This window comes from Streptomyces sp. GS7, from assembly GCF_009834125.1.
Classification (GTDB): Bacteria; Actinomycetota; Actinomycetes; order Streptomycetales; family Streptomycetaceae; genus Streptomyces.
Map to the genome: position 1 here is coordinate 7,881,633 of NZ_CP047146.1, position 22,418 is coordinate 7,904,050.

Sequence of the window (22,418 nt, forward strand, 5' to 3'; positions counted from 1 at the left end):
CGCTGTGCGATGCGGCCGGGGACGCCACCTCGCGAGGATGCCCTGACACCCCACCACCGTCAGGAGACCTCGCATGGCCGCCCCCGGCTCCACCACACCCCTGCTCGACGAAGTCGACTGGCTCATGGAACGAGTGCCGGGCGCCCGCTTCGAGGTGCTGGGCGGGGAGATCTGCGTGACGCCGTTGGCGGACGTCGGGCACGCGTCTGTACTGAACACCCTCCGGCGCCTGTTCAAGGACGCGAGCCTGGACGACGGACCGACGGAAGTCCTCCAAAGGCTCGCCGTCTGGCTGCCCAGCGGTCCCTACGACTTCGCCATCCCCGATCTCTCGATCTCCCACGACGCGGTCCACCACGAGGTCGAGTACAACTGCGTCGACCCGTCGGTCTTCCGCCTCCTCCTAGAGGTCACCTCGAACAACTACGGCAACGAGCTGCGCTCCAAGGTCACCGCATATGCCGAAGCCGAAATCCCCACCTACGTGATCATCAACCGCCGCGACGAGCGCATCCACGTCCTCACCAGCCCGATCGACGGCACCTATCGCGAGCACCGCATCCACGCCCCCGGCGAGCGGATCACCCTCCCGGCCTCCATCGACGCGGAGGTCGAGCTCGATGTCGCGGCGATCCTCGCTGAGGCCCGACAGCGCACCACGAACGGGTGAACGTTCTCGTACGAGACGTACACGGACACACGCGCCTACGATGATGGCCTCGACACCAGCCACTAGGAGGCGCCATGTCTGCCGCAGCGGTCGAGCCCCCCTGTGACGACAAGTCCGCGCTGTTTGCAGAAGCGGAGCGGCTCGCCGAGAAGCTTCCCGGCTACCGCATCGAGATCATCGGGGGAGAGCTCACCGTGACTCCACCACCGGACGGGCCCCATGGAGAGGCGCTCGGCGAGCTGATCTTCGCGTTTGCCGCCGTACGTCGGGGAGAGACGCGAACGATCCCCGAGATCGGCATCTGGCTCCCTGACGGCCCCGATGACTACGCCGTTCCCGACCTCGCCGTGGTGGACGCCGACTACCGAGAGCATCTCATCGCGCACAACTCCTATGACCCAGCGGTCTTTCGCTTGGTTGTCGAAGTCACGTCGTCCAACTACGGAAACGACCTCAAGAAGAAGGTCGCCGCGTACGCGATCGCCAAGGTCCCGGTCTACGTGATCGTTGACCGCAGGCATGAGCGCATCCACGTCCTCACAGAGCCCATCGCCAACGAGTACGACAAGCACCGTGCGCACGCCCCCGGCGAGCTGGTGCAGCTTCCGGAGTCCATCGGCGGACGTGTCGAGCTCGACGTAACGGCCATCCTCGAAGCAGCCCGCCCCTGACCCTCACCCCTTCACCATCCGCACCGGCAACCCCCGCAGCGCCCCCCGCAACGCCCCCGCGAACTCCTCGAATTCGCGCTGGCGGGCCGAGCCGCTGCGCATCGCCAGGGCGATCCGGCGGGCCGGAGCCGGGTCCGCGAAGTAGCCGGTGGTCAACTGGTCGTTGCGGGCGGTCTCGACCCGGAGCGCGGTGCGCGGCAGCAGGGTCACGCCCAGCCCGCCGGCCACCAGTTGGACGAGTGTGGACAGTCCCGCCGCGCTGGTCGTCACGGGGGTGTTCTCGTCCCGGCCCGCCTCGCGGCAGATGTCCAGCGCCTGGTCGCGCAGGCAGTGGCCTTCGTCCAGCAGCAGCAGATCGAGTTCCTTCAGCGCTTCGCGGGGGATGTCGCCGCGCCCGCCGAGCCAGTGCTCCTTGGGGGCGACCAGGACGAAGTCCTCGTCGAAGAGCGGGAGTTCGGTGACCTGCGGGACGCCCAGCGGGACCGCGAGCAGCAGCAGGTCGAGCCGCCCGTGCGCCAGGCCGTCGAGAAGCGAGGCGGTCTGCTCCTCGTGGACCTGGAGGTCCAGGGCGGGGTAGGTGTCGTGGACGAGGCGGAGCACGGTCGGCAGCAGATACGGCGCGACGGTCGGGATGACGCCGAGGCGCAGGACGCCGGTGAAGGGCGCGCGGGCCGCCTCCGCCTCCTCCATCAGGGCGCCGACCGCGTCCAGGACCGTACGGGCGCGGGCCGCCACCCGCTCCCCCGCCGGCGAGAGCAGCACCTTGCGCGTCGTACGCTCCAGAAGCTGCACCCCGAGCGCCTCCTCCAGTGCGGAGACGGCGCCGGACAGCGCGGGCTGGCTCATGCCGATGTCGGCCGCCGCCTCCCGGAAGTGCAGATGCTCGGCGACCGCGGCGAAGGCCCGCAGCTGGGCGAGGCTGGGCTGGCGGGGCCGCCCGCCGGGGCTCGTGGGGGAAGCCACTGATAACCACCTCCGATCAACATCTACCAGTCTAGCTATTTCCCTGATCAATGCCTGCTGTGGCACCGTGGAACCCGTCCAAGCCTCAAAGAAAGACAGAAAGACCCCACAAGGGACTTTCTCGCAACAAGGAGAGCGCGTGCTCACTGTCGGTGACAAGTTCCCCGAGTTCGACCTGACTGCCTGTGTCTCGCTGGAGAAGGGCAAGGAATTCGAGCAGATCAACCACAAGACCTACGAGGGCAAGTGGAAGATCGTCTTCGCGTGGCCCAAGGACTTCACCTTCGTGTGCCCGACCGAGATCGCCGCGTTCGGCAAGCTGAACGACGAGTTCGCCGACCGTGACGCGCAGATCCTGGGCTTCTCCGGCGACTCCGAGTTCGTGCACCACGCCTGGCGCAAGGACCACCCGGACCTGACCGACCTGCCCTTCCCGATGCTCGCCGACTCCAAGCACGAGCTGATGCGCGAACTGGGCATCGAGGGCGAGGACGGCTTCGCGCAGCGCGCCGTCTTCATCGTCGACCAGAACAACGAGATCCAGTTCACCATGGTGACCGCCGGCTCCGTCGGCCGTAACCCCAAGGAGGTCCTCCGGGTCCTCGACGCGCTCCAGACCGACGAGCTGTGCCCCTGCAACTGGAGCAAGGGCGAGGACACGCTGGACGCGGTCGCGCTGCTGGCCGGTGAGTGACACCCATGGCTCTCGATGACCTCAAGTCCGCCGTTCCGGACTACGCCAAGGACCTGAAGCTGAACCTCGGTTCGGTGATCGGCAACTCCGCTCTGCCGCAGCAGCAGCTGTGGGGCACGGTGCTGGCCTGCGCCATCGCCTCGCGCTCCCCCAAGGTGCTGCGCGAGCTGGAGCCCGAGGCGAAGGCGAACCTCTCCGCCGAGGCGTACACGGCCGCCAAGTCGGCCGCCGCCATCATGGCGATGAACAACGTCTTCTACCGGACGCGCCACCTCCTCTCCGACCCGGAGTACGGCACCCTGCGCGCCGGTCTGCGGATGAACGTCATCGGCAACCCGGGCGTGGACAAGGTCGACTTCGAGCTGTGGTCGCTGGCCGTCTCGGCCATCAACGGCTGCGGGATGTGCCTCGACTCGCACGAGCAGGTGCTCCGCAAGGCCGGTGTCGACCGCGAGACGATCCAGGAGGCCGTCAAGATCGCGGCCGTCCTGCAGGCCGTCGGCGCCACCCTCGACGCCGAGGCCGCGCTCGCCGAGTAAGCGGCGGACTCCTCGCAACGCGCGGAACCCCGCGGACATCGCGTCCGCGGGGTTCCGTGCGTTCCGGCGGCCGTGCGCTACTCCTCCCGGCGCCCTTCGGTACGTACCGGAGCGGGCGTCGGCGCCACCGCGATCGCCGTCGCGCCCCGCGGCGGCACCGTCATCCGCAGCGCCTGCTCCCTGGAGTACGAACGCAGATAGCCGACCACGGTGTTGGTGACGGCCACCAGCGGCACCGCCACGACCGCACCGCCGACACCGGCGGTCAGGCTGCCCGCGGCGACGGACAGGATCACCGCCAGCGGATGGACCCGCACCGCCCGGCCGAGGATGAACGGCTGGAGGACATGGCTCTCGATCTGGTTCACGGCCAGCACCACCGCCAGCACCAGCAGGGCGACGCCGCCGCCCTGGGTGACCAGGGCGACCACGCACGCCAGCGCGCCCGAGACCACCGCGCCGATCAGCGGGATGAAGGCGAAGAGGAAGATGAAGACGGCGAGCGGCACGGCGAGCGGCACGTCGAGGAAGTAGAGGCCGACGCCGATGAAGAACGCGTCGATCAGCGCCACCAGGACCGTGCCGCGGATGTAGGCGGTGAGCGTCCGCCAGGCGCGCGGGCCGGCGCCCGCCACGCCCTCGCGGGCCGCGCCCGGGACCAGCTTGAGCAGCCAGTTCCAGATGCGCGGGCCGTCGTAGAGCAGGAAGAGCGTGGTGAACATCGCCAGCAGGATGCCGGTGAACACTTCGAGGACGACGGTGACGCCCTCCAGCCCGGCCGACGTTATGGCCTCGGTGTTGGCGCCGACCGCGTCCTGGAGGTTCTTGGCGATGTGGTTGATCTGACTCTCGGTCACATGGAACGGGCCGCTCAGCAGCCAGCCCTTGAGCTCGGTGATGCCCTCCTGGATGCGGCTGGAGACCGAGTCGATGTTGTCCTGGACCTGCCAGACCACGAACCAGCCGACCAGCCCCATGACGACGAAGCCGCTGATGAAGGTCAGCGCGGTCGCCAGCCCGCGCGGCACGTTGCGCCGGCGCAGCCAGGCGACGGTCGGCTGGAGCAGCGCGGTGATCAGCAGCGCCGCGACGAACGCCAGCACCACCAGCTGGATGGTGGTGATCACCTTCGCCAGCACCCACAGCGTCCCGGCCAGCACCAGCAGCCGCCAGCCGGCCTCGGCGGCGACCCGGACTCCCCACGGCACCGCCGCCACCGGGTCCGGGGGCGCGGCCACGGCCGGGGCGTACGAGGGCGGCGCGGGGACCGACTCCGGCTGCCGGGGCGCGGCGCTCTCCACCGGATCCGCCGTCGCCGCCGCCTCCACGGACTCCGCCGTCCCGGGCCGCGGTACGCCGTCGGATCCGTCCGGCAGCCGCGTCCGGGTCGCGGTGAGCGTGCCGGCCCGCCGGCCGTCCGCCGGTTCGCCCTCCACCGCCGCGCGCACGCGGTACCCGTCCAGGCCGCCCGCCGGCCCGGTGGGCCGCAGGTCTTCCGGCACGTCGGCCCCCGCGGCCTCGGCGCGGCGGCGCTGCTCCTCCAACCGCTGCGAGAGCCGCGTCAGACCGGCGCCTAGGCCGCCGACCCACTGAGGCAATCTGGACATGTCGCTTCCTCTTCCCCGCCCTTGCGGCACAACTGACGTCACGACGTTACCTGTGCCGGATGCACGAAACCCCCGAACGCGTCGCGTTCGGGGGTTTCGGAGCGCTGTGAAGCTGCCAGGCTGCCTAGTACCAGCTGTTCGCCTGCCAGAACGACCAGGCGCCGCAGGGGCTGCCGTAGCGGTCGTTCATGTAGCTGAGGCCCCACTTGATCTGGGTGGCCGGGTTGGTCTGCCAGTCGGAGCCCGCGGAGGACATCTTCGAGCCCGGCAGCGCCTGCACGAGGCCGTAGGCACCGGAGCCGGCGTTGGTGGCGCGGTAGTTCCAGCCGGACTCGTGGTCCACGATGTGGCTGAAGCACTGGAACTGGTCGGAGGCCATCATCTGGCGCGCCATCGCCTGCGTCTCGGCGATGCTGTAGGACGCCTTGGTCAGGAAGTCGCTGGCGTCGCGCACCGCGGAGCGGGACGCGGCCTGCTCCTTCGCGCGCTGCTCGGCGTCCTTCTTGGCCTTCGCCTGGTCCGCGGCGTCCTTCTTGCTCTGCGCGGTTTCCGCGGCTGCCTTACGGGCCGACTCCTGCGCGGACTTCAGCGCAGCCGCGTCCGCCTGGGTGGAGGCGGTGTCCGCCTGCTGCGTCAGCGAAGCCGTCTGCACCTGGGCCTGCTGGCCTGCGGGGATGTCGGCGATCGTCGCGTCGGCGGCGGTGGCCTCGGTGTTGGCGACCGATGCCTGGCTGCCCGATGCGACGCCGACGACGGCGCCGACGGTGGTGACCGCGGTGGCGGAGGCCACGGCGAATCCCCGGACCGAGATCCGGCTCACACGTTTTCCTTCCAGCATCGCCCGCTTAGGTGACCTCGCGGACGCAATCGTGCCCCTGGCGCTGGCCTCCCCTTGTTCCGGCCCCTGTTGAGCGGGGGGAGCCGGCTGGCCACGGGAGGCGCTGGCCCGGTACGTCCCCCTGAGGGGCCGCGTGGTGCTCGGGCGGCATACGGCAACTCGCTATGAAGTTCGGGTCGTCCACTACACCCCGGAGGGTGCTGTTGGGCCGTATGCGGGGCCTGACAGGACCCAGACTCTGCCCGAACGGGCTACCGGGAATCAATTCTCTGCCGGGTGTGAAAGCTCACACCTCGTTTACCGCCCGGGATTTCCGGATATCCAAGCGCAGACGAACGCCGCCCGGCTAAGCTCCTTCGCTTCGCCGGGCGGCGCCGTGTTCACAACCGGTCAGATCCTGCCGTCCTCCAGCATTTCGGTCACCAGTGCCGCGATCGGCGACCGCTCGGAGCGGTTGAGCGTGACGTGGGCGAACAGCGGATGGCCCTTCAGCTTCTCGACGACGGCGACCACCCCGTCGTACCGCCCGACCCGGAGGTTGTCGCGCTGGGCGACGTCATGGGTCAGTACGACACGGGAGTTGGCGCCGATACGGGACAGAACCGTCAAAAGGACGTTCCGTTCCAGCGACTGGGCCTCGTCCACGATGACGAACGCGTCGTGCAGCGACCGCCCGCGGATATGGGTCAGCGGCAGCACCTCCAACATGCCGCGCCCGACGACCTCTTCGATGACGTCCTTGGTGGTCACCGCGGACAGCGTGTCGAAGACGGCCTGAGCCCAGGGGCTCATCTTCTCCGCCTCGCTGCCGGGCAGGTATCCCAGCTCCTGCCCGCCGACCGCGTACAGCGGACGGAACACCATCACCTTGCTGTGCTGCCGGCGCTCCAGCACCGCCTCCAGCCCCGCGCACAGCGCCAGCGCGGACTTGCCGGTGCCGGCCCGCCCGCCCATCGACACGATGCCGACCTCCGGGTCCAGCAGCAGATCCAGCGCGATCCGCTGCTCGGCGCTGCGGCCGTGGATCCCGAACGCCTCCCGGTCGCCGCGCACCAGCCGGACCGCGCCCTCCGGCGTGACCCGGCCGAGCGCCTTGCCGCGCTCGGACTGGAGCACCAGTCCCGTATGCACCGGAAGTTCGGATGCGCCCGGTACGTGCGCGGTCTCGGCGGCGAAGAGGTCGTCCACCTGCTCGGCGGAGACGGCCAGTTCCGCCATGCCCGTCCAGCCGGAGTCGGTGATCGCCAGCTCGGCGCGGTACTCCTCGGCCAGCAGCCCCACCGAGGACGCCTTGATGCGCATCGGCAGGTCCTTGGAGACGACCGTGACGTCGAACCCCTCGGCCTGGAGGTTGCGGGCGACCGCGAGGATCCGCGAGTCGTTGTCACCCAGCCGGCTGTGGCCGTTCAGGAAGGCCGCGGGCAGCAGTCCCGGGTCGGAGTGGTTCAGTTCGACCCGGAGCGTCCCGCCGAGTTCCCCGATGGGGATGGGGGCGTCGAGCCGCCCGTACTCCACCCGGTACTCGTCCAGCCGGCGCAGCGCCTGCCGCGCGAAGTAGCCGAGCTCGGGGTGGTGCCGTTTGGCCTCCAGCTCGGTGACCACGACGACCGGCAGCACCACCTCGTGTTCGTCGAAGCGGGACATGGCGGCCGGATCCGCCAACAGGACGCTGGTGTCGAGGACATAGGTGCGCCGGTCGTTCTCACGGCGCTTCTTGCTGTTCACCACGGGTGGACGAACCCCCTCGGATGAGGTTGGGGTGCGACGACGTCGCCGGGGACAGGACCGGGTTCTGGCCGCGCTGCGCGGGCCGAACGCCGGCCCCTCGCGTCGTCCGTGCGGTACGCACGATCCTCCGTGATGCGCAAAGGGCCTCCCGGGCGGACGGCCCCATGCCGTCCACTGAGATGCGGCGCCCGATGGCTTGTTTCCGGACGCCGACCTGCAAGGGATATTCCCTCGAACCCCCGCGCCCATGCCACGGCATATGACGCACGCTCGATGAACCTTTGGTTACAGGTGACGGCTGACCGGCGGGAACGCGGCCGAAGCCGCCCCGAGCGGCCCGGTCGCGGGCCCGCGCCACCCGCGGGAGCAGCCGCCCGAGTGCGCGTCAGAACGCGTCCGGAAGTCCTTGCCGAGGGCCGTCCGGCGGGTCGGGGCCGGACGGACCCTAGTTGCCGTAGCGCCGGTGTCGGGCGGCGTAGTCGCGCAGCGCGCGCAGGAAGTCGACCTTCCGGAACGCCGGCCAGAAGACCTCGCAGAAGTAGTACTCCGAGTGGGCGCTCTGCCAGAGCATGAAGCCCGACAGCCGCTGCTCGCCGCTGGTCCGGATCACCAGGTCCGGGTCCGGCTGGCCGCGGGTGTAGAGGTGCTCGGAGATCAGGTCGATGTCGACGATCTCGGCCAGCTCCTCGAAGGACGTCCCGCGCTCGGCGTGCTCCAGCAGCAGCGACCGCACCGCGTCCGCGATCTCCTGCCGGCCGCCGTAGCCGACCGCGACGTTCACCAGGACGCCCTTGTTGCCGAGCGTGGTCTGCTCGGACTCCTTGAGCACCCGCTGGGTGGCGTCCGGCAGCAGATCGCGGTTGCCGACGTGGTGCACCCGCCAGCGGCCGTCGGCCGCCAGGTCGCGCACCGTGTTCTCGATGATCCCCAGCAGCGGGGTCAGCTCGGCCTCGGGCCGGTCGAGGTTGTCGGTGGACAGCAGCCAGAGCGTGACGACCTCGACGCCGGTCTCGGCGCACCAGCCGAGCAGCTCCTCGATCTTGGCCGCGCCGGCCTGGTGGCCCTGCTCGGTGGTCCGCCCGTCGGCGCGCGCCCAGCGCCGGTTGCCGTCCAGGATGACGCCGATGTGCTTGGGCACCTGGCTGTGGTCGAGGCGTCCCTCCACCCGGCGGGCGTACAGCCGGTAGACGAGATCGCGCAGTGCAGGCGGATACGGGATGCGCATCCCGGAAGATCGCAGCATGTGTGGTCCAGCCCCTCCGTGCCGATCGCCCCCGTCGCCTAAGGGGCCAACTTTACTTCTCGGCTGTCTCAACAGCCCAATCAGGTAGGTCACAAGTCCGTGATAGGGAGATGAGCATGACCACTGGCACCGACTACCGCGCCGCGGGTTCACGCTATGCCTCCATGGAGTACCGGCGTACCGGCCGCAGCGGCCTCAGACTTCCCGCTATCTCCCTCGGACTCTGGCACAACTTCGGGGACGACCGCACCCTCAGCTCCCAGCGGGCGATCCTGCGCCGGGCCTTCGACCTGGGCGTCACCCACTTCGATCTGGCCAACAACTACGGGCCGCCGCCCGGGTCCGCCGAGCTGAACTTCGGCAAGATCTTCGCCCAGGACTTCCGCGGCTACCGCGACGAGATCATTCTCTCGACAAAGGCCGGATATCTGATGCACCCCGGCCCTTACGGCGAATGGGGCTCGCGGAAATATCTCCTCTCTTCACTGGATGCCTCGCTGAAGCGGATGGGTGTCGATTACGTCGATATCTTCTACTCGCACCGCTTCGATCCGGACACCCCGCTGGAGGAGACGATGGGCGCGCTGGCGTCCGCCGTCCAGCAGGGCAAGGCGCTCTACGTCGGCGTCTCGTCGTACAACGCCGAGCAGACCCGCGAGGCGGCCCGGCTGCTGCGCGGCATGGGCGTGCGCCCGCTGATCCACCAGCCCTCGTACTCGATGATCAACCGCTGGATCGAGGACGACGGGCTGCTGGACACGCTGGCCGACGAGGGCATGGGCTGCATCTCCTTCGCCCCGCTGGCACAGGGGATGCTCACCGACAAGTACCTGAACGGCATCCCCGAGGGTTCACGCGCCTCCCAGGGCAAGTCCCTGGACCCGAACCTGCTCTCCGACGAGGTGGTCCGCCGGCTGCGCGGCCTCGACGAGATCGCCCGGCGCCGCGGGCAGTCCCTGGCGCAGCTCGCGCTGAACTGGGTGCTGCGCGACGAGCGGATGACCTCGGCGCTGATCGGCGCCAGCAGCGTCGCCCAGCTGGAGGCCAACGTGGCGGCCCTCGACGGACCCAAGATCACGGATGACGAGCTCGCCGAGATCGACGCGTTCGCGCGCACCACCGAGGGCGTCAACATCTGGGCCCGCCGGAGCTGAGGCCCCGGAGCCGAGCGGACGCCCGCCGGGCCGGTGGGCGCAGGTTTTCAGCCAGTTTCGGCCAGGTTCCGGAGGCGGCCCCGGGGCGGGCAAAAAAAGCGGGCCGGTCCGTGGGGGGGATACGGACCGGCCCGAGGGGGGGTTTCCACCATAACCCCACGAGAGGGGTGCTTCGTGCATCGCGGGGGCTCGCGGCGTGGCTCGGGACGGCGGCGGGAGGGGGCCGCGGCGCTCAGCGGGCCGCCGCGGCGCCCAGAAGAAGGCCGCAGAAGGCGCCGATGATCATGAAGGGGCCGAAGGGCATGGTCGTGTTCCGGCCGGAGCGGCGGGTGAGCAGCAGTCCCGCGCCGTAGAGGGCGCCCAGCAGGATCCCCGCCGCGCCCCCGGTGATCAGCGTGCGCCAGCCGTACCACCCAAGGGCGACCCCCAGCCCGATCGCGAGCTTGACGTCGCCCAGGCCGATACCGGACGGGTTGGCGAGATGGAGGACGAGGTAGCCGGCGGCGAGCGCGGCGCCGGCGAGCAGCGCGCGGAGCCAGGGGCCGGGCGCGCCGGCGTACCAGGCGGCGAGGCCGAGGGCCAGTGCGAGGAGTGCGGCCAGGGGGAGGGTCAGTACGTCCGGGAGGCGGCGCACCCGCCAGTCGACGATCGCCAGCAGTACGGCCACCGGTGCCGTCAGCAGCCACGCGGCGAGTTCCGGGCGGGCGCCCGCGACCGCCGCCAGGGCCGCGCAGACCAGCGCACCGGCCGCCGCCGTCGGCAGCGCGCCGGGCCCGTACGGCGCCCGGCAGGCCGGGCAGCGGCCGGTGCCCAGCCAGCCCCGCAGCGCTCCGGTGATCGGATGGCCCGCGGGGCAGCCCGCGCGCCAGTCGTCCTCCGGTTCCACGGACATCCGGTGCGCGGGCCGCGGCAGGAGCAGCCCGGCGGCGGCCCCGTAGGCGGCGGCGAGAATCATCAGCGTGAGGGACACCGGTCGACCCTAGAGCGCGCGGGTTGATAGAACGGCGGGCATGGTGCGCGGGGAGGACGGCCGGGGTGTCCTGTACGGGGCGGACGTTGCGGTTCCGGTGGAGGTCGCGGCCTCGTACCGGGCCCGTACGCGGGGGCTGTTGGGCCGGGACGGGGTCGCCGGGGCGCTGCTGCTGACGCCGGCGAGCGGGGTGCACACCTTCGGGATGCGGTTCGCGATCGATGTCGCGTATCTGGGGCGGGATTTCACGGTGCTGGGTGTACGGACCATGCGGCCGGGGCGGTTGGGGCGCCCGCGGTTGCGGGCGCGGCACGTGCTGGAGGCGGAGGCGGGGGCGATGGCGCGGTGGGGGGTGCGCCGGGGCGTGCGGTTGCGGCTGGCCGCGGAGGGCGGATGAACTCCCCTGGGGCGCCCGCCTGCTGAGCCCTTCCCGGAGGGGAAGGGCTTCACCTGCGTACAGGCGGCGCAGGCGGCGGGCATCGTCACGAGCCGGTGCCGCGCGGGAAGCTGACCTCGACGCGGCGGTTCTTCCTGCGGCCTTCCTCGGTGCTGTTGTCGGCGATCGGGTACTGCTCGCCGTAGCCGCGGATCTGGAAGGTGACCGACGAGCCCAGGTCGTCGGCCAGTTCGCGCTGGACGGCGTTGGCCCGCTGCTTGGAGAGGACCAGGCCGTGGGCGGCGGAGCCGAGGTTGTCGGTGAAGCCGAACACCCGCAGGTTGGTGGCGTGCTGCTTCTTGGCCTCGTCGGCGATGGCGCCGATCCGGGACAGCGCGTCCGGCGACAGCTCGGCGCTGTCCTTGCTGAAGAGGACCTCGGCCTGGAGCGCGAAGGTCACGTTGTCGTTGGTGTCCTGGCGGCGCTCGGAGCCGTCGTCGGTCTCGACGACGGACTTGATGTTGAGGACCTTGGGCGGGGCGAGCTTGGCGCCCTGGACCATCCGCAGGTTGGGGTTGGTGGGGTCGATGCGTACGGGTGCGTCGGTGCCCTCGGTGATGCCGGGCGGGTCGGCGTGCGCGGCCGGGGCGGTGAGCGCAACGGTCAGCAGGAGCGCGGCGGTGGCCGTGAGGGCCGTACGGGAGGCGGTCATCGGCGGCGGCTCAATCCGTGATCTGGACGGTGGCCGGGGGCATCGTCGGCAGCTGGAAGTCGACCTCGGTGACCTTGGCGGGCGGCGCCGGGAACTGCGCGAAGACAGGCCGGCTGGCGCCCGGCATGAGGCCGCTGAGGCCGGTCGTGCAGAGGCATTCGCCGGTGGTGTCGCGCAGGACCAGATAGCGCTTCTTGCCGGCCTTGTCGACGAGGGTGGCACCGGAGATGGACGAACGGGACTTCAGCTCGGTCTCGTTGGAGCGCCAGCCGATGGCGTTGAAGGGGCGGGTGCCGTGGTTGGTGACGGTCCCGTTGACGGTGACGAAGCCGCCGGAGTCGCGGATGGCGGAGTGCAGGGTGACCACTATGCCGTCCGCGCCCTTCATCTCGCCGATGACCTTGGCGGAGTCGGCCGCGGGGCTGCCGGCGCCGTCGTCCTTCGAGGCGGAGGCGTGGGCCGCCGGCTTCCTGCCGTCCGGCGCCTGCCCACCACCGTCGTCGCCACCACCGCAGCCGGCCGCGACGAGAGCCAGGCCGACCGCGCTCGCCAGGGCGACCGCTCCCCTGGCGGCCTTGCTCGTGAGCCGAATGCTCATGGATGGGTTCCTTTGATCGTGAGGTCGGGGGTGTCCGTGGGGCGCTCGGGCGGCTCACTGCGCCAGACGTACGGAGAACAGGTCGGCGGCAGCGGGGAGATCGCGGGGGTGTGCGGGGTCGAGCGTCCAGCCCTTGCCGTCGCAGGTCAGGGCGATCGGGGCGGACCCGGTGCCCTTGCCGTCGCCGGTGGGTGTGGGGGTGGGCGTGGGAGCCGGCAGCGTGCCGGGCGGGGGCGTGGGCGCGCCGAGGGTGCAGCGGGGCTCGACGATCGCCTTCGCGCGGGCCGCGGCGTGTTCGTCCTCGGTGCCCGGAATGACCGAACGCCCCACTGCGTTGAGGGTCTTGACGGTGACCGCGAAGGAGGTGGGCCAGGAGTCCGGGGTGCACGACGAGACCGCGGCGTCGTTGCGTCCGGCGTACCAGTCCGCGCTGCGGCAGGCCGCCGCGGAGGGGGCGCCGCGGCCGTTGAGGAGGTCCTGCCAGGCGGTGGGGTCGCCGGTGCTGTTGCGCAGCGCGTCGAGGAAGCTCGTGCCGAGCTCCTCGCGGTATTTCTGGCCGGCGGCGAGCGCGGCGGCGTCGGCGGCGGTCTGGGCGCCGTTGCGGGTGGCCGCCGCCTGGCCGACGGCGAAGAAGGCGAGCGCGAGGAAGAGCAGGCCCCCGATCGCGACGATGTAGATCGGCAGGGTCTGCCCCGCGTCGCGCCGGCGGCGGCGCGTGAGGGTGCCCGGCACGGGAGTGGCGGCGGCCGCGCCTAGATTCCGACGACGTCGGAGATCTTGTTGGCGATGGCGTTCGCGATCTGGCTGCCGAAGTCCGTGGTCGACAGGACCAGGACGATCGCCACGACCACCGCGATGATGCCGAGGTACTCGATCGAGGTCTGTCCCCGGTCGTCGTTCCCCACGATCCGCTTCGCCATCGTCTTCCCCTCCATGGGCCGCCGTCCCGATCTGGTCCGGCTGGTCTGCCCCCGTGGCCCCGGCGCGGTCGTCCGCGCGCGCGACACGAGAAAAGTACGCCGGAACAGCGTTCCCGGAACAGGGATTCCGAACCTCATCCTCGCTCGAAACCACGAGCGGTGGGTACACCGGCGCGTTTCGGCCACTGCACGGCACCTCAGCCACCCCCGTTCCCCCTCCGGAACCACCTGACACGTCTCTCAGTGCCCCGGCGTCCCTGCCCATGCGGTCCGGCCGGCCCCTCCGCACCCCTGTACGAGCGGTCCCGCCCGGCGCCTCCACTGTGGCACAACTCGTTGCGCTTGCGAAGGCGTTGGCGAGAAGCGGGCTCCGTGACCGTCCTCATCCGGCCGCGTACGGGGCCGCGCCGGCGAGCGTGTACGCCAGTCCCCCGCAGTCGTCGCCCCCGGACGGGTCGGGGGCGTAGAGCGCCCACACCCCGAACGCCTCCAGGAACAGCGGCAGTACGCCCAGGATCACAAAGGCCAGCGCGAGCGCGGAGGCCCGGGTCCCCTGGGGCCGCCAGCCTCTGCGGACCGCGCCGCGGGACAGTGCGACATAGCCCGCCGGCGCCGCGAGGCCGCAGGCCAGACCGGCCCAGGCGGCGATGTGCATCCGCAAGGACGGGCCGAAGTAGTGGCAGTCGTGGAACGTGTCGTGGTCGAAGACGGCGGCCTGGAGGACGACGCAGGCGACACCGAGCAGGACCAGGCCGGGCACGCCGAAGCCGGTCCAGCGGCGCCAGGCGGCGGAGGGGGACGTGGCGGAGGATGCGGTGGGGGACGCGGTGGAGTGCACGGCTCAGCGTCCCATCAGGGAGCCGAAGTTGGTGCCGGAACCGAGGAAGAAGCCGGCGATGAGCAGGATCATCGTGGCCGGGACCATGAACGTGGTGACGACCATGGTCGCCTTGGGGACCGCGCGGGCGGCCCGCCGGCGGGCGTTCTGGGCGTCCGTACGGCGCATGTCGTCGGCGATCTGGATCAGCGTCTCGACGATCGGCGAGCCCAGCTCCTCGCCCTGCTGGAGGGCGGTGACGAACTGCGCGACCTGTTCGGAGTCGTTGCGTTTGCGCAGTTCCTCGAAAGCGGCGCGGCGGCTGACGCCCATGTCCATCTGCCGCAGGGTGATGCGGAGTTCGTCGGCCCAGGGGCCCTCGTACTTCTCGGCGACCCGGTCGAGTGCCTGCCGGAACCCCAGCCCCGCGCTCACCACGACGGCCAGCACATCCAGAAAGTCCGGAAGCGTGCGTTCGATGGTGTCCTTGCGCTGCCGGATCGCCGCCCAGATGCCGACCTCGGTCCAGAACAGGCCGAACAGGACCATCAGCACGCCCAGCAGCGGCTGGCCGCGCAGGAACATCACCAGCGCCCCGAAGAAGCCCAGCGCCCCGTAGACGGCCCGGCGGGCGGCGTAGCGGTCGACGGTCAGCCCGCCGGGGTTGCCCGCGAGGTCGATCCGCCGGCGGACCCTGGCGACCCGCTTGTCGCCCATCAGCCGCAGGACGAGCGGCGCGTAGCGCATCCCGGTGCGGTCCACGGCCGAGCCGACGGCCGTCGTGCGGGTCGAGCCGACCTCCAGGGACAGTGCGAGGTCGGGCGGGAGCCGGGCCTCGCGGCGGTAGAGCGCGACACCGCAGCAGATACCGGCGACCGAGAGGGCGAGGGCGAGGGCCAGCAGTGTTCCGAGTGTCATGGCGATACCGGCTTCTGTACCTGGGCGTCGGGGGACGGGGCTTCGGGAGGGCGCTACACGTCGATCTTGGAGAGGCGGCGGATGAAGAAGAAGCCGAGCCCGTAGAGGACGAAGGCCGCCACGACCGCGAGCTGGCCGAGGAAGGACGAGGTCATCCGGTCGATGGCGCCCGGGGCGATGCGGTTCATCAGCAGCAGGGTGCCGATGCCGAGCAGCGGGACGACGTACGCGGTGACCACGACCTGGGAGAGCTGGGTGCGGACCTCGCGGCGGGTCTCCTTGCGCTCCTCCAGGGTCTTGGTGAGGTTGCGCAGCGATCCGACGACGGTGCCGCCGGCGCGGTTGGCCAGCACCAACGTGGTGACCAGGACGACCAGTTCGCGGGAGGGCAGCCGTTCGGCCAGCTCGCCCAGGGCCTCGTCGACGGAGTGGCCGACGGCGAGCTTGTCGGCGACCTTCGCCAGCTCCTCGCCGGCCGGGGCCTCCAGTTCCTCGGCGGCCATCCCCAGGGCGGTGCGCAGCGCCAGGCCGGCCTGGGTGGCGTTGGCGAGGATCCTGGACAGCTCGGGGAGCTGGTTGATGAACTTCTCGATCCGCTTCTGCCGCTGCCAGTTGAGGAAGGCGAACGCGGCCCAGACCGCGACCAGCGCGGCGATCGGACCGAAGAAGGGGGCGAGGACGGCCTGCGCGACCACCCACAGGACGAGTACCGCGGTGACCATGTAGACGAAGAACTCGCCGGGGGTGAGGTCCAGTCCGGTGGCGGTCAGCCGCAGTTCGAGACGGCGGCCGAAGCGGGTGGTGCGCAGGGTGCGGTCGACGGACGGGAAGCGGCGGCGCCGGCCGGTCACCGGCAGCCGGTGCTCGTCCGCGAGCCGGTCGACGATGGCCTGCCGCTGGGCGCGCCCGGACGCGTACGTCCGCACGCCGGCGATGGCGAGCGCACCGCACAGCACGGTGGCCCCGATGGCGAGCAGGGCGAGGGGGTTCCCGCCGGTCATGTGGTGGCCTTCCGGGTGGCGAGCTGGTCGTCGGTGGCCGCCACGCCGAAGGCCGGCGGGGTGGGCTCACCGGCCATGAAGAGGCGTTCGGCGACCCGGCGGGGCAGCGGGAAGTAGCGGAAGGCGCCGTGCACCACGCGGTCGGCGCCCATCGGCGCGGCCTCGAAGCGGCCGACCGTGACGATCCGGTAGTCCTCGTGGCCGCGCGAGTCGAGGAGGGCGATCTCGCTGATCCGGCGGGAGCCGTCGGCGTGCCGGGTGAGCTGGACGATGCAGTCGACGGCGCTGTTGATCTGGTCGCGCAGCGCCTCGAAGGGGATGCTGACGTCCGACATGGAGGCGAGCGTCTGGAGCCGCATCAGGGCGTCCTCGGCGCTGTTGGCGTGGACGGTGGCGAGCGAGCCGTCGTGGCCGGTGGACATCGCCTGGAGCATGTCGAGGGTCTCCCCGCCACGGACCTCGCCGACGATGATGCGGTCGGGGCGCATGCGCAGGGAGTTGCGGACCAGGTCGCGGATGGTGATCCGGCCCTTGCCCTCGACGTTGGGCGGGCGGGATTCGAGCCGGATGACGTGGCTCTGCTGGAGCTGGAGTTCGGCGGCGTCCTCGACGGTGATGATCCGCTCGCCGTCCGGGATCAGCCCCGAGAGGGCGTTGAGGAGGGTGGTCTTGCCGGCGCCGGTGGCCCCGGAGACCACCACGTTGAACTTGGCGCGCACCAGCCCCGCCAGCAGCATCAGCATCTGCTCGTCGAGCGTGCCGATGCCGATGAGCTCGGCGAGGGTGTAGGCGCGCGGGAAGCGGCGGATGGTGAGGGTGGCGCCGTTGAGGGCCAGCGGCGGGATGATGACGTTGACGCGCTCGCCGGACGGCAGCCGGGCGTCGACCATCGGATGGGACTCGTCCACCCGGCGGTTGACGGTGGACACGATCCGCTCGATGGTCTGCATCAGCTGCTCGTGCGAGGCGAAGCGGACCGGGACCAGCTCGACCCGGCCGGACCGCTCCACGTACACCTGGTCCGGGCCGTTGACCATGATCTCGGTGACCGAGGCGTCTTCGAGGAGCGGTTCGAGCACGCCGAGGCCCAGCGCCTCGTCGACGACCCGGCGGATGAGCTGGGCGCGCTCGGCGGTGGACAGGACCGGGCCCTCGCGGCTGATGATGTGCCCCAGGACGCGCTCCAGCCGCGAGCGGCGCTCCACCGCGGCCAGCGAGGACATCTCGGCAAGGTCGATCTCCTCCAGCAGCTTGGCGCGGTAGACGGCGACCAGATGGCCGTCCTGGCGCGCCTCGCCGGCCGGTTCGGGTGCGACGATCCGGGCTTTCAGGCTCATCGCGGGGGCGCTCCTGTCGTTGTGCGTGGTGGTTGTGCCGACGCTCCGGCCGCTCCTTCGGGGCGGGGCATGGTGGCGGTGCGGCTGGCGGAGCCGAAGTCGGTGCCGGGGACGATCGAGGGGATCTGCACGGTGGCGGTCGCCTGGACCGTGTCGCCCGAGCCGCCGACGGTGATCGAGGCGCGGTCGGCGACCCAGCCGGTCAGCGCGGCCCGGCCGGCGTCCTGCGGATCGGCCTCCCGGTCGGCCCGGTCCATCGAGGCGGTGCGGGCGGCGGCGCGGGCCGCGGTGCCGGCCTGCTGGACGGCGAAGGCGGCGAGGCCCAGTTGGATGACGGCGAGGGCCAGCACGAGCAGGATGGGCAGCACGCCGAGGAACTCGATGGAGGCGGAGCCCCGGTCGCGCCCCCGGGAGCGGGCGCGGCGGCGGGCCGGGGGGCCCGACAGCCGGGCGGGGATACGGGAGTTCCGGGCCATCACCCTCGCGCCTCCTTGGCCGCGCCGGCCGTACCGGTGACCGTCCACGGGAACTGACCGGCGCCCGGGAAGAGCGCCGGGACCCTGATGCGGACCGTCGCCTTCCACAGGCCCGCCTCGGTCCGGCAGTCCGTCTCGGCGCCGTCGTGCCAGGCGCGCGGCAGCTCGTGCTCGGCGGCGGTGCGGCAGGCGCCGGCGCCGCCGCCCTCGGTGGCGGTGGCGGCCCGCGCGCCGCGGTCGGCGGAGTCGGCGGCGAGCGAGTAGGTGTAGCCGACCAGCGCGAACTGCCAGAGCAGCACCAGCACCAGGAGGATCAGCGGGAGGACGCCGAGGAACTCCACCGAGACCTGGCCGCGGTCGCCGCCGCCCACCGGACGCCGCACCGGTCAGCCCTCCTCGTACGGGCCGGCCGGATCGAACGGGCCCGCGCCGCCGGACGGGGACGGGGCGCCCCGCCGGACGCCGAACCGCCCGGTGCCCGCCGCTGCCGGGTCCGGGCCCGTGCCGGGGCCGGAGCCCTGCGCCGCACCCGCCGTTATGGCCTTGCGCCTGCGCCCGGTCAGCGTCGGGCGCGTGCGGTGGCCGCCCCACCCCTGGCGGGCGGCCGGCGCGTCGACCAGGCCCAGTTCGCCGGCGAGCGTCCACAGCGCCTGCTTGACCGTCGAGCGGCCGTCGAGGTCCTGCATCCGGCCGGCGTCGACACAGGGCTGGAGTTCCTTGAAGGCGGCCGGGACCGTGGTCCTGGCGACCTGGGTGCCGGTGGCCTTGGCGACCAGCGGCGGCTGGATCTCGGTGTTGCGGGTGAGGCGGTTGAGGACCGTGACGGTGTCCTCGGCCTTGCGGATCTGGAGCCGGTCCCACAGCCGCACCTGCCGCTTGGCGGCCCGTACGCAGACCACGTCCGGGGTCGTCACCAGCAGGGCCAGGTCGGCGAGTTCGACGGCCGCGGCGTTGGCGGACTGCATCTGGGAGCCGCAGTCGACGATCACCACTTCGTAGCGGGAGCGCAGCGCGGTGACGATCTGGCGGGCCGCCCGGTCGTCGACCTCCTCGCCGCGCTCGCCCTCCTCGGGGGCGAGCAGCAGCCCGAGCCCGGTGTGGTGGTCGTGGACCGCGTCCTGGAGCACCCGTACGGAGATGTCCTGGATCCCGGCCAGGTCGACGACCGAGCGGCGGAACTGGACGTCCAGATAGGAGCCGACGTCGCCGGACTGGAGGTCCAGGTCGACCAGCGCGACGCTGCGGCCCGCGGCCCGTGCGGCGAGCGCCAGCTGGACGGCGGCGACGGTGGTGCCGACCCCGCCCTTGGCGCCGGTCACGGTCACCAGCGTGCCGGCCGGCCCCGGAACGGCGTCCGGGCCGCCGCCCAGGTGGACGCGGACCCCGGCCGCCCACTGGGCCGCGGCCTGCACCCGGGCGGCCAACTCGTCGTAGCCGAGCGGAAGTCCGACGATGCCGCGGGCGCCCGCGTCCATCGCCGCGGAGAACAGCGCGGGCCCGGCGTCCGTGGTGATCAGCACGACGCCGACGGCGGGGAAGCGGAGCGCCACCTCGCGGATCAGCTCCAGAGCCGGCACCGGGCCGATCCGCTCGTGGACGAGGACGACCTCGGGCAGCGCCTCGACGCCGGACGGCACACCGGCGGGGGGCGGCCCCTGGCCGGCGGGCGGCGCGCCGGGGGCGGAACCGGCGGAACCGGCCAGCGCGTTGAGGAGCGCGGTGGAGTCGGCGACCGCGGGCGCCGGTTCGGCGTCCGGCAGCTGGCCGAGGAGCGCGGAGACGGCCCGCGCGGCGTCCGGGTCGCCGACTGCCGGGAGGATGCGGATGGTCACCTGTGCCTCCGGGTCACTTGTCGCCGTCGAGGGTGTAGGTGCGCTCGGCCGGCGGGACGGTGGCCTCGGTGCCGGGGGCGAGCAGGGCGAGCCGCACGTGGGACGCGAACGACTCGGCGTACGCGACCCGTTGGGCGTCCTCGGTGTCCAGCGCGAAGGTGATCGGGACGGCCTGGCCGGCCTGGCGGCCGCCGGCGGTGGTGTTGCCGGGGTCCTTGGCCTCCAGGGGCGTCAGCTTGCCGACGTCGATGACCTGGGCGCCGGCCACGATGACCTTGGAGACCGGCTTGTCCTCGGGGCGCCGGCCGTCGAAGGTGGCGTAGATGTTCACCCGGGCACCGGGGTTGATCTTGCCGGCCACTCCTGTGGACGCGTCGATCATGATGGCGATCTCCTGCTGCCCGGCCTTCAGCGCCGGCCGGTCGACGATCATGTCGTCCTGGAGCAGCGACCCCTTCTTCAGCGGGGTCACCGCGATCTTGCCGCTGACCTTGTCCAGGTCGGTCACGGCGGTGGGCGGCAGCCACCGCTGGGGCATCTTCACCTCTTCGAACTGCCCGGGATCCAGCGTTTTATAGGCAGCGACGTCCGTCTTGAGCCGGTACGCGGTCTTCTCCGGGCCGATCTTGGACTCGACGTTCCGGATCACCGACAGCACGCCGACGAACGCGCCGACCGCACAGAGGACGGACAGGAGCAGCAGGATCACTCCGCGGCGCTGGCGTGAGTTCATGGGTGGGGGACCTCGATCGGGACGGTGCGGCGGGCGGTCGGGCGGTCGGTCGTGGGTCATGTGCCGGCGGCTGCCGGGCGGTTCAGCGCACGCGGGCCACCGCCCGCGCGGTGCCGGGGGTGTCCGGGCGGCGTGGGACGTCGGGGCTGTCGGGGTGGCCGGGCAGGTCCCAGCCACCGGGCGGGTGCGGTCCGCCGGGCGCCGGGTCCGCGGTGCCGCTCATGATGTTCGGTCCGCGGACGTCCGGCCGGCCGGCTCCGCCGCGCGGATCGCCGGGCCCCCGGCTGCCCGGGACCCCGTACGGCGCCACCGGCGCGAGTCCGCGCTGCCGCAGCGGCGAGGCGGGGCAGTCGGGCGGGGCGGCGGGCGGCTGGGCGGGCGCCGGTGCCGCGGCGGCGGCCGGCGCCCCGGCTATGGCGGCCGGTTCGCGCCCCGGGCCGCCGCCCGCCCGGTCCCGGGCCAGCGGCGCCGCGCAGAACGCGCAGCGGTCGCCGATCAGTTCCCGGCCGCACCAGCCGCAGTCCTCGCGCCGTACGGACGCCACGAGTTGGTGGAGGAGGGAGGGGTCCGGAATGGCGGCGGCGAACTCGATCAGCTTCTGGGTGCCCCACCAGCGGGCGGACTCGGCGGGCAGCTGCGCCTCGTACACGCCCTGCACCTGCCAGGAGGGCGCCAGTGCGGAGGTGACCCAGTCGGCGGTGAGCTGGCCGCGGGCGACGGCGAGCCGGGTGGCGAAGCCGGGCGGCCGGAGTCCGCCCTGGGTGCCGTGCCGGTCCAGGTGCAGCAGCTGGGGGCGGGGGTTGGCCAGCACGGCGAAGTGGGCGCCGGGCAGCCAGGACTTCATGTGGGAGCGGAGGTCCACCTCGACCCGGTCCAGCCCGCTGACGCTGCCGAGCAGGGCGCCCGCGTGGACGTAGTGCGCCAGCAGCCGGGCGGCGCAGGCCAGCACGCCGGGGCTGAGGCCGAAAAGCGACAACTGCCGCAGCTGGCGGGCGAGGACGGCCACGCCGAGCGGCGGCAGGGCGGTGGGGAGAACGGCGATCCGGTCGCTCTCCAGCACGGCGCGCAGGGTGTGCAGCCGTCTGACGTGCTCCGGCGGGCAGGCCGAGGAGTAGAGCGCCACGAGATGCCCGTGGTGCTCCAGTACGGCGCCGACCTCCGTCAACGCCTCGTCCAGCGGCTGGAGATGCGGGGCCCGCAGCACGACGGCGGCGGGGGTCTGCCGGTCGGTCGCGGGCAGCGCGAGATCCGGGCTGGTGACTGCAATCGCGGTCGGCACGTCGCTCCCCCACTTCCTCCGGTCTCCGGGGGCCCCGGGACCGCGGATCGGCACAGCTCTGCGCCATCGGCGCCATACGCTCAGCACTTTATCCACAGAGATACGTCCCGGAGAACACGTTCTGGGCTACTCATCTCGGCCGCCGCCCCAGCCGCCGCCCGATAGGGAAACACCGCCTACCGCCGAAGCGGCATCCATCGGAACACCCGCTTCCGTGCGGACTCTTGACAGGGGCAATGGTCTGGACCACCTTGTACGGCAAGCCCAGGGGCCCCTGAGCGCGCATCCGCACCACCCCCCACCCCCCACACGGAGGCAGTCGTGGTCCGCGCACGAAATGGA

25 protein-coding genes are annotated in these 22,418 nt (G+C 72.0%); 6 read left to right on the plus strand and 19 right to left on the minus strand.

The window, feature by feature from the left end; translation table 11 throughout:
- Positions 1 to 73 precede the first annotated feature (73 nt).
- Both GR130_RS34155 and GR130_RS34160 read left to right on the plus strand, forming a co-directional pair.
- Entirely contained in the window at positions 74 to 670 is a 597-nt protein-coding gene (locus GR130_RS34155; protein WP_236573786.1) for a Uma2 family endonuclease, read from the plus strand.
- A 74-nt stretch (positions 671 to 744) separates the two neighbouring features.
- Entirely contained in the window at positions 745 to 1,341 is a 597-nt protein-coding gene (locus GR130_RS34160; RefSeq protein WP_159508286.1) for a Uma2 family endonuclease, read from the plus strand.
- 3 nt (positions 1,342 to 1,344) lie between these two features.
- On the opposite strand, the gene GR130_RS34165 is transcribed toward GR130_RS34160, so the two are convergent.
- Positions 1,345 to 2,304, minus strand: a complete 960-nt coding sequence (locus GR130_RS34165; protein WP_159508287.1) for a hydrogen peroxide-inducible genes activator — start codon at positions 2,302 to 2,304, stop codon at positions 1,345 to 1,347.
- A 139-nt stretch (positions 2,305 to 2,443) separates the two neighbouring features.
- On the opposite strand from GR130_RS34165, the gene GR130_RS34170 reads away from it, so the two are divergent.
- Complete coding sequence (locus tag GR130_RS34170) at positions 2,444 to 2,998, plus strand: peroxiredoxin (protein WP_159508288.1); 555 nt, start codon at positions 2,444 to 2,446, stop codon at positions 2,996 to 2,998.
- 5 nt (positions 2,999 to 3,003) lie between these two features.
- The gene (locus GR130_RS34175; RefSeq protein WP_159508289.1) at positions 3,004 to 3,537 is read left to right on the plus strand and encodes an alkyl hydroperoxide reductase; all 534 of its coding nucleotides are present in this window, start codon (positions 3,004 to 3,006) and stop codon (positions 3,535 to 3,537) included.
- A gap of 77 nt (positions 3,538 to 3,614) precedes the next feature.
- Here the strand turns inward: GR130_RS34175 and GR130_RS34180 are convergent, their stop codons facing one another.
- The 4 genes from GR130_RS34180 to GR130_RS34195 all read right to left on the minus strand — a co-directional run bounded on the left by GR130_RS34180 (position 3,615) and on the right by GR130_RS34195 (position 8,935).
- Positions 3,615 to 5,144, minus strand: a complete 1,530-nt coding sequence (locus tag GR130_RS34180) for an AI-2E family transporter (RefSeq protein ID WP_201305075.1) — start codon at positions 5,142 to 5,144, stop codon at positions 3,615 to 3,617.
- A gap of 124 nt (positions 5,145 to 5,268) precedes the next feature.
- A complete protein-coding gene (locus GR130_RS34185; protein ID WP_159508290.1) occupies positions 5,269 to 5,964 on the minus strand; it encodes a transglycosylase SLT domain-containing protein in 696 nt (231 codons plus the stop codon).
- Between the two features lie 408 nt (positions 5,965 to 6,372).
- The gene (locus tag GR130_RS34190; protein WP_159508291.1) at positions 6,373 to 7,710 is read right to left on the minus strand and encodes a PhoH family protein; all 1,338 of its coding nucleotides are present in this window, start codon (positions 7,708 to 7,710) and stop codon (positions 6,373 to 6,375) included.
- A 445-nt stretch (positions 7,711 to 8,155) separates the two neighbouring features.
- Positions 8,156 to 8,935: an isoprenyl transferase gene (locus GR130_RS34195; RefSeq protein ID WP_159510391.1), complete on the minus strand. Its 780-nt coding sequence runs from the start codon at positions 8,933 to 8,935 to the stop codon at positions 8,156 to 8,158.
- A gap of 134 nt (positions 8,936 to 9,069) precedes the next feature.
- Here GR130_RS34195 and mgrA point away from each other — a divergent pair, with 134 nt between their 5' ends.
- A complete protein-coding gene (gene mgrA / locus GR130_RS34200) occupies positions 9,070 to 10,107 on the plus strand; it encodes an L-glyceraldehyde 3-phosphate reductase (RefSeq protein WP_201305076.1) in 1,038 nt (345 codons plus the stop codon).
- Between the two features lie 232 nt (positions 10,108 to 10,339).
- Here mgrA and GR130_RS34205 read toward each other — a convergent pair whose 3' ends face one another.
- Entirely contained in the window at positions 10,340 to 11,077 is a 738-nt protein-coding gene (locus GR130_RS34205; protein WP_201305077.1) for a prepilin peptidase, read from the minus strand.
- 40 nt (positions 11,078 to 11,117) lie between these two features.
- Between GR130_RS34205 and GR130_RS34210 the strand changes: the two genes are divergently transcribed.
- Entirely contained in the window at positions 11,118 to 11,474 is a 357-nt protein-coding gene (locus tag GR130_RS34210; RefSeq protein ID WP_159508293.1) for a DUF192 domain-containing protein, read from the plus strand.
- An 85-nt stretch (positions 11,475 to 11,559) separates the two neighbouring features.
- On the opposite strand, the gene GR130_RS34215 is transcribed toward GR130_RS34210, so the two are convergent.
- From GR130_RS34215 to GR130_RS34265, 13 genes are all read right to left on the minus strand, one after another.
- Positions 11,560 to 12,165 (minus strand): OmpA family protein, encoded by a 606-nt coding sequence (locus GR130_RS34215; protein WP_159508294.1) that lies wholly within the window; start codon positions 12,163 to 12,165, stop codon positions 11,560 to 11,562.
- 10 nt (positions 12,166 to 12,175) lie between these two features.
- Positions 12,176 to 12,763, minus strand: a complete 588-nt coding sequence (locus GR130_RS34220; RefSeq protein ID WP_159508295.1) for a hypothetical protein — start codon at positions 12,761 to 12,763, stop codon at positions 12,176 to 12,178.
- 54 nt (positions 12,764 to 12,817) lie between these two features.
- Positions 12,818 to 13,495 (minus strand): pilus assembly protein TadG-related protein, encoded by a 678-nt coding sequence (locus GR130_RS34225; protein WP_159508296.1) that lies wholly within the window; start codon positions 13,493 to 13,495, stop codon positions 12,818 to 12,820.
- 20 nt (positions 13,496 to 13,515) lie between these two features.
- The gene (locus GR130_RS40080) at positions 13,516 to 13,683 is read right to left on the minus strand and encodes a membrane protein (RefSeq protein WP_043270593.1); all 168 of its coding nucleotides are present in this window, start codon (positions 13,681 to 13,683) and stop codon (positions 13,516 to 13,518) included.
- A 382-nt stretch (positions 13,684 to 14,065) separates the two neighbouring features.
- Positions 14,066 to 14,521, minus strand: a complete 456-nt coding sequence (locus GR130_RS34230; protein WP_159508297.1) for a hypothetical protein — start codon at positions 14,519 to 14,521, stop codon at positions 14,066 to 14,068.
- A gap of 3 nt (positions 14,522 to 14,524) precedes the next feature.
- Positions 14,525 to 15,418, minus strand: coding sequence for a DUF5936 domain-containing protein (locus GR130_RS34235; protein WP_159508298.1), 894 nt, complete (start codon positions 15,416 to 15,418; stop codon positions 14,525 to 14,527).
- A gap of 53 nt (positions 15,419 to 15,471) precedes the next feature.
- Positions 15,472 to 16,419: a type II secretion system F family protein gene (locus tag GR130_RS34240; protein ID WP_159508299.1), complete on the minus strand. Its 948-nt coding sequence runs from the start codon at positions 16,417 to 16,419 to the stop codon at positions 15,472 to 15,474.
- Positions 16,416 to 17,756 carry a CpaF family protein gene (locus tag GR130_RS34245; protein WP_159508300.1) on the minus strand — a complete coding sequence of 447 codons (1,341 nt, stop codon included), beginning with the start codon at positions 17,754 to 17,756 and terminating at the stop codon, positions 16,416 to 16,418. The genes GR130_RS34240 and GR130_RS34245 overlap by 4 nt, the downstream gene beginning before the upstream one ends.
- Complete coding sequence (locus GR130_RS34250) at positions 17,753 to 18,232, minus strand: TadE family protein (RefSeq protein WP_159508301.1); 480 nt, start codon at positions 18,230 to 18,232, stop codon at positions 17,753 to 17,755. The genes GR130_RS34245 and GR130_RS34250 overlap by 4 nt, the downstream gene beginning before the upstream one ends.
- Positions 18,232 to 18,615, minus strand: coding sequence for a TadE/TadG family type IV pilus assembly protein (locus tag GR130_RS41135; RefSeq protein WP_236573788.1), 384 nt, complete (start codon positions 18,613 to 18,615; stop codon positions 18,232 to 18,234). Before GR130_RS41135 ends, GR130_RS34250 begins: the two co-directional genes overlap by 1 nt.
- Before the next feature lie 3 nt (positions 18,616 to 18,618).
- Entirely contained in the window at positions 18,619 to 20,064 is a 1,446-nt protein-coding gene (locus GR130_RS34255) for an AAA family ATPase (protein ID WP_236573790.1), read from the minus strand.
- A 13-nt stretch (positions 20,065 to 20,077) separates the two neighbouring features.
- On the minus strand, positions 20,078 to 20,797 hold the full coding sequence (gene cpaB / locus GR130_RS34260) for a Flp pilus assembly protein CpaB (RefSeq protein ID WP_201305078.1): 720 nt from the start codon (positions 20,795 to 20,797) through the stop codon (positions 20,078 to 20,080).
- Positions 20,798 to 20,879: 82 nt separating this feature from the next.
- A complete protein-coding gene (locus tag GR130_RS34265) occupies positions 20,880 to 22,076 on the minus strand; it encodes a hypothetical protein (protein ID WP_159508302.1) in 1,197 nt (398 codons plus the stop codon).
- Positions 22,077 to 22,418: the final 342 nt, after the last annotated feature.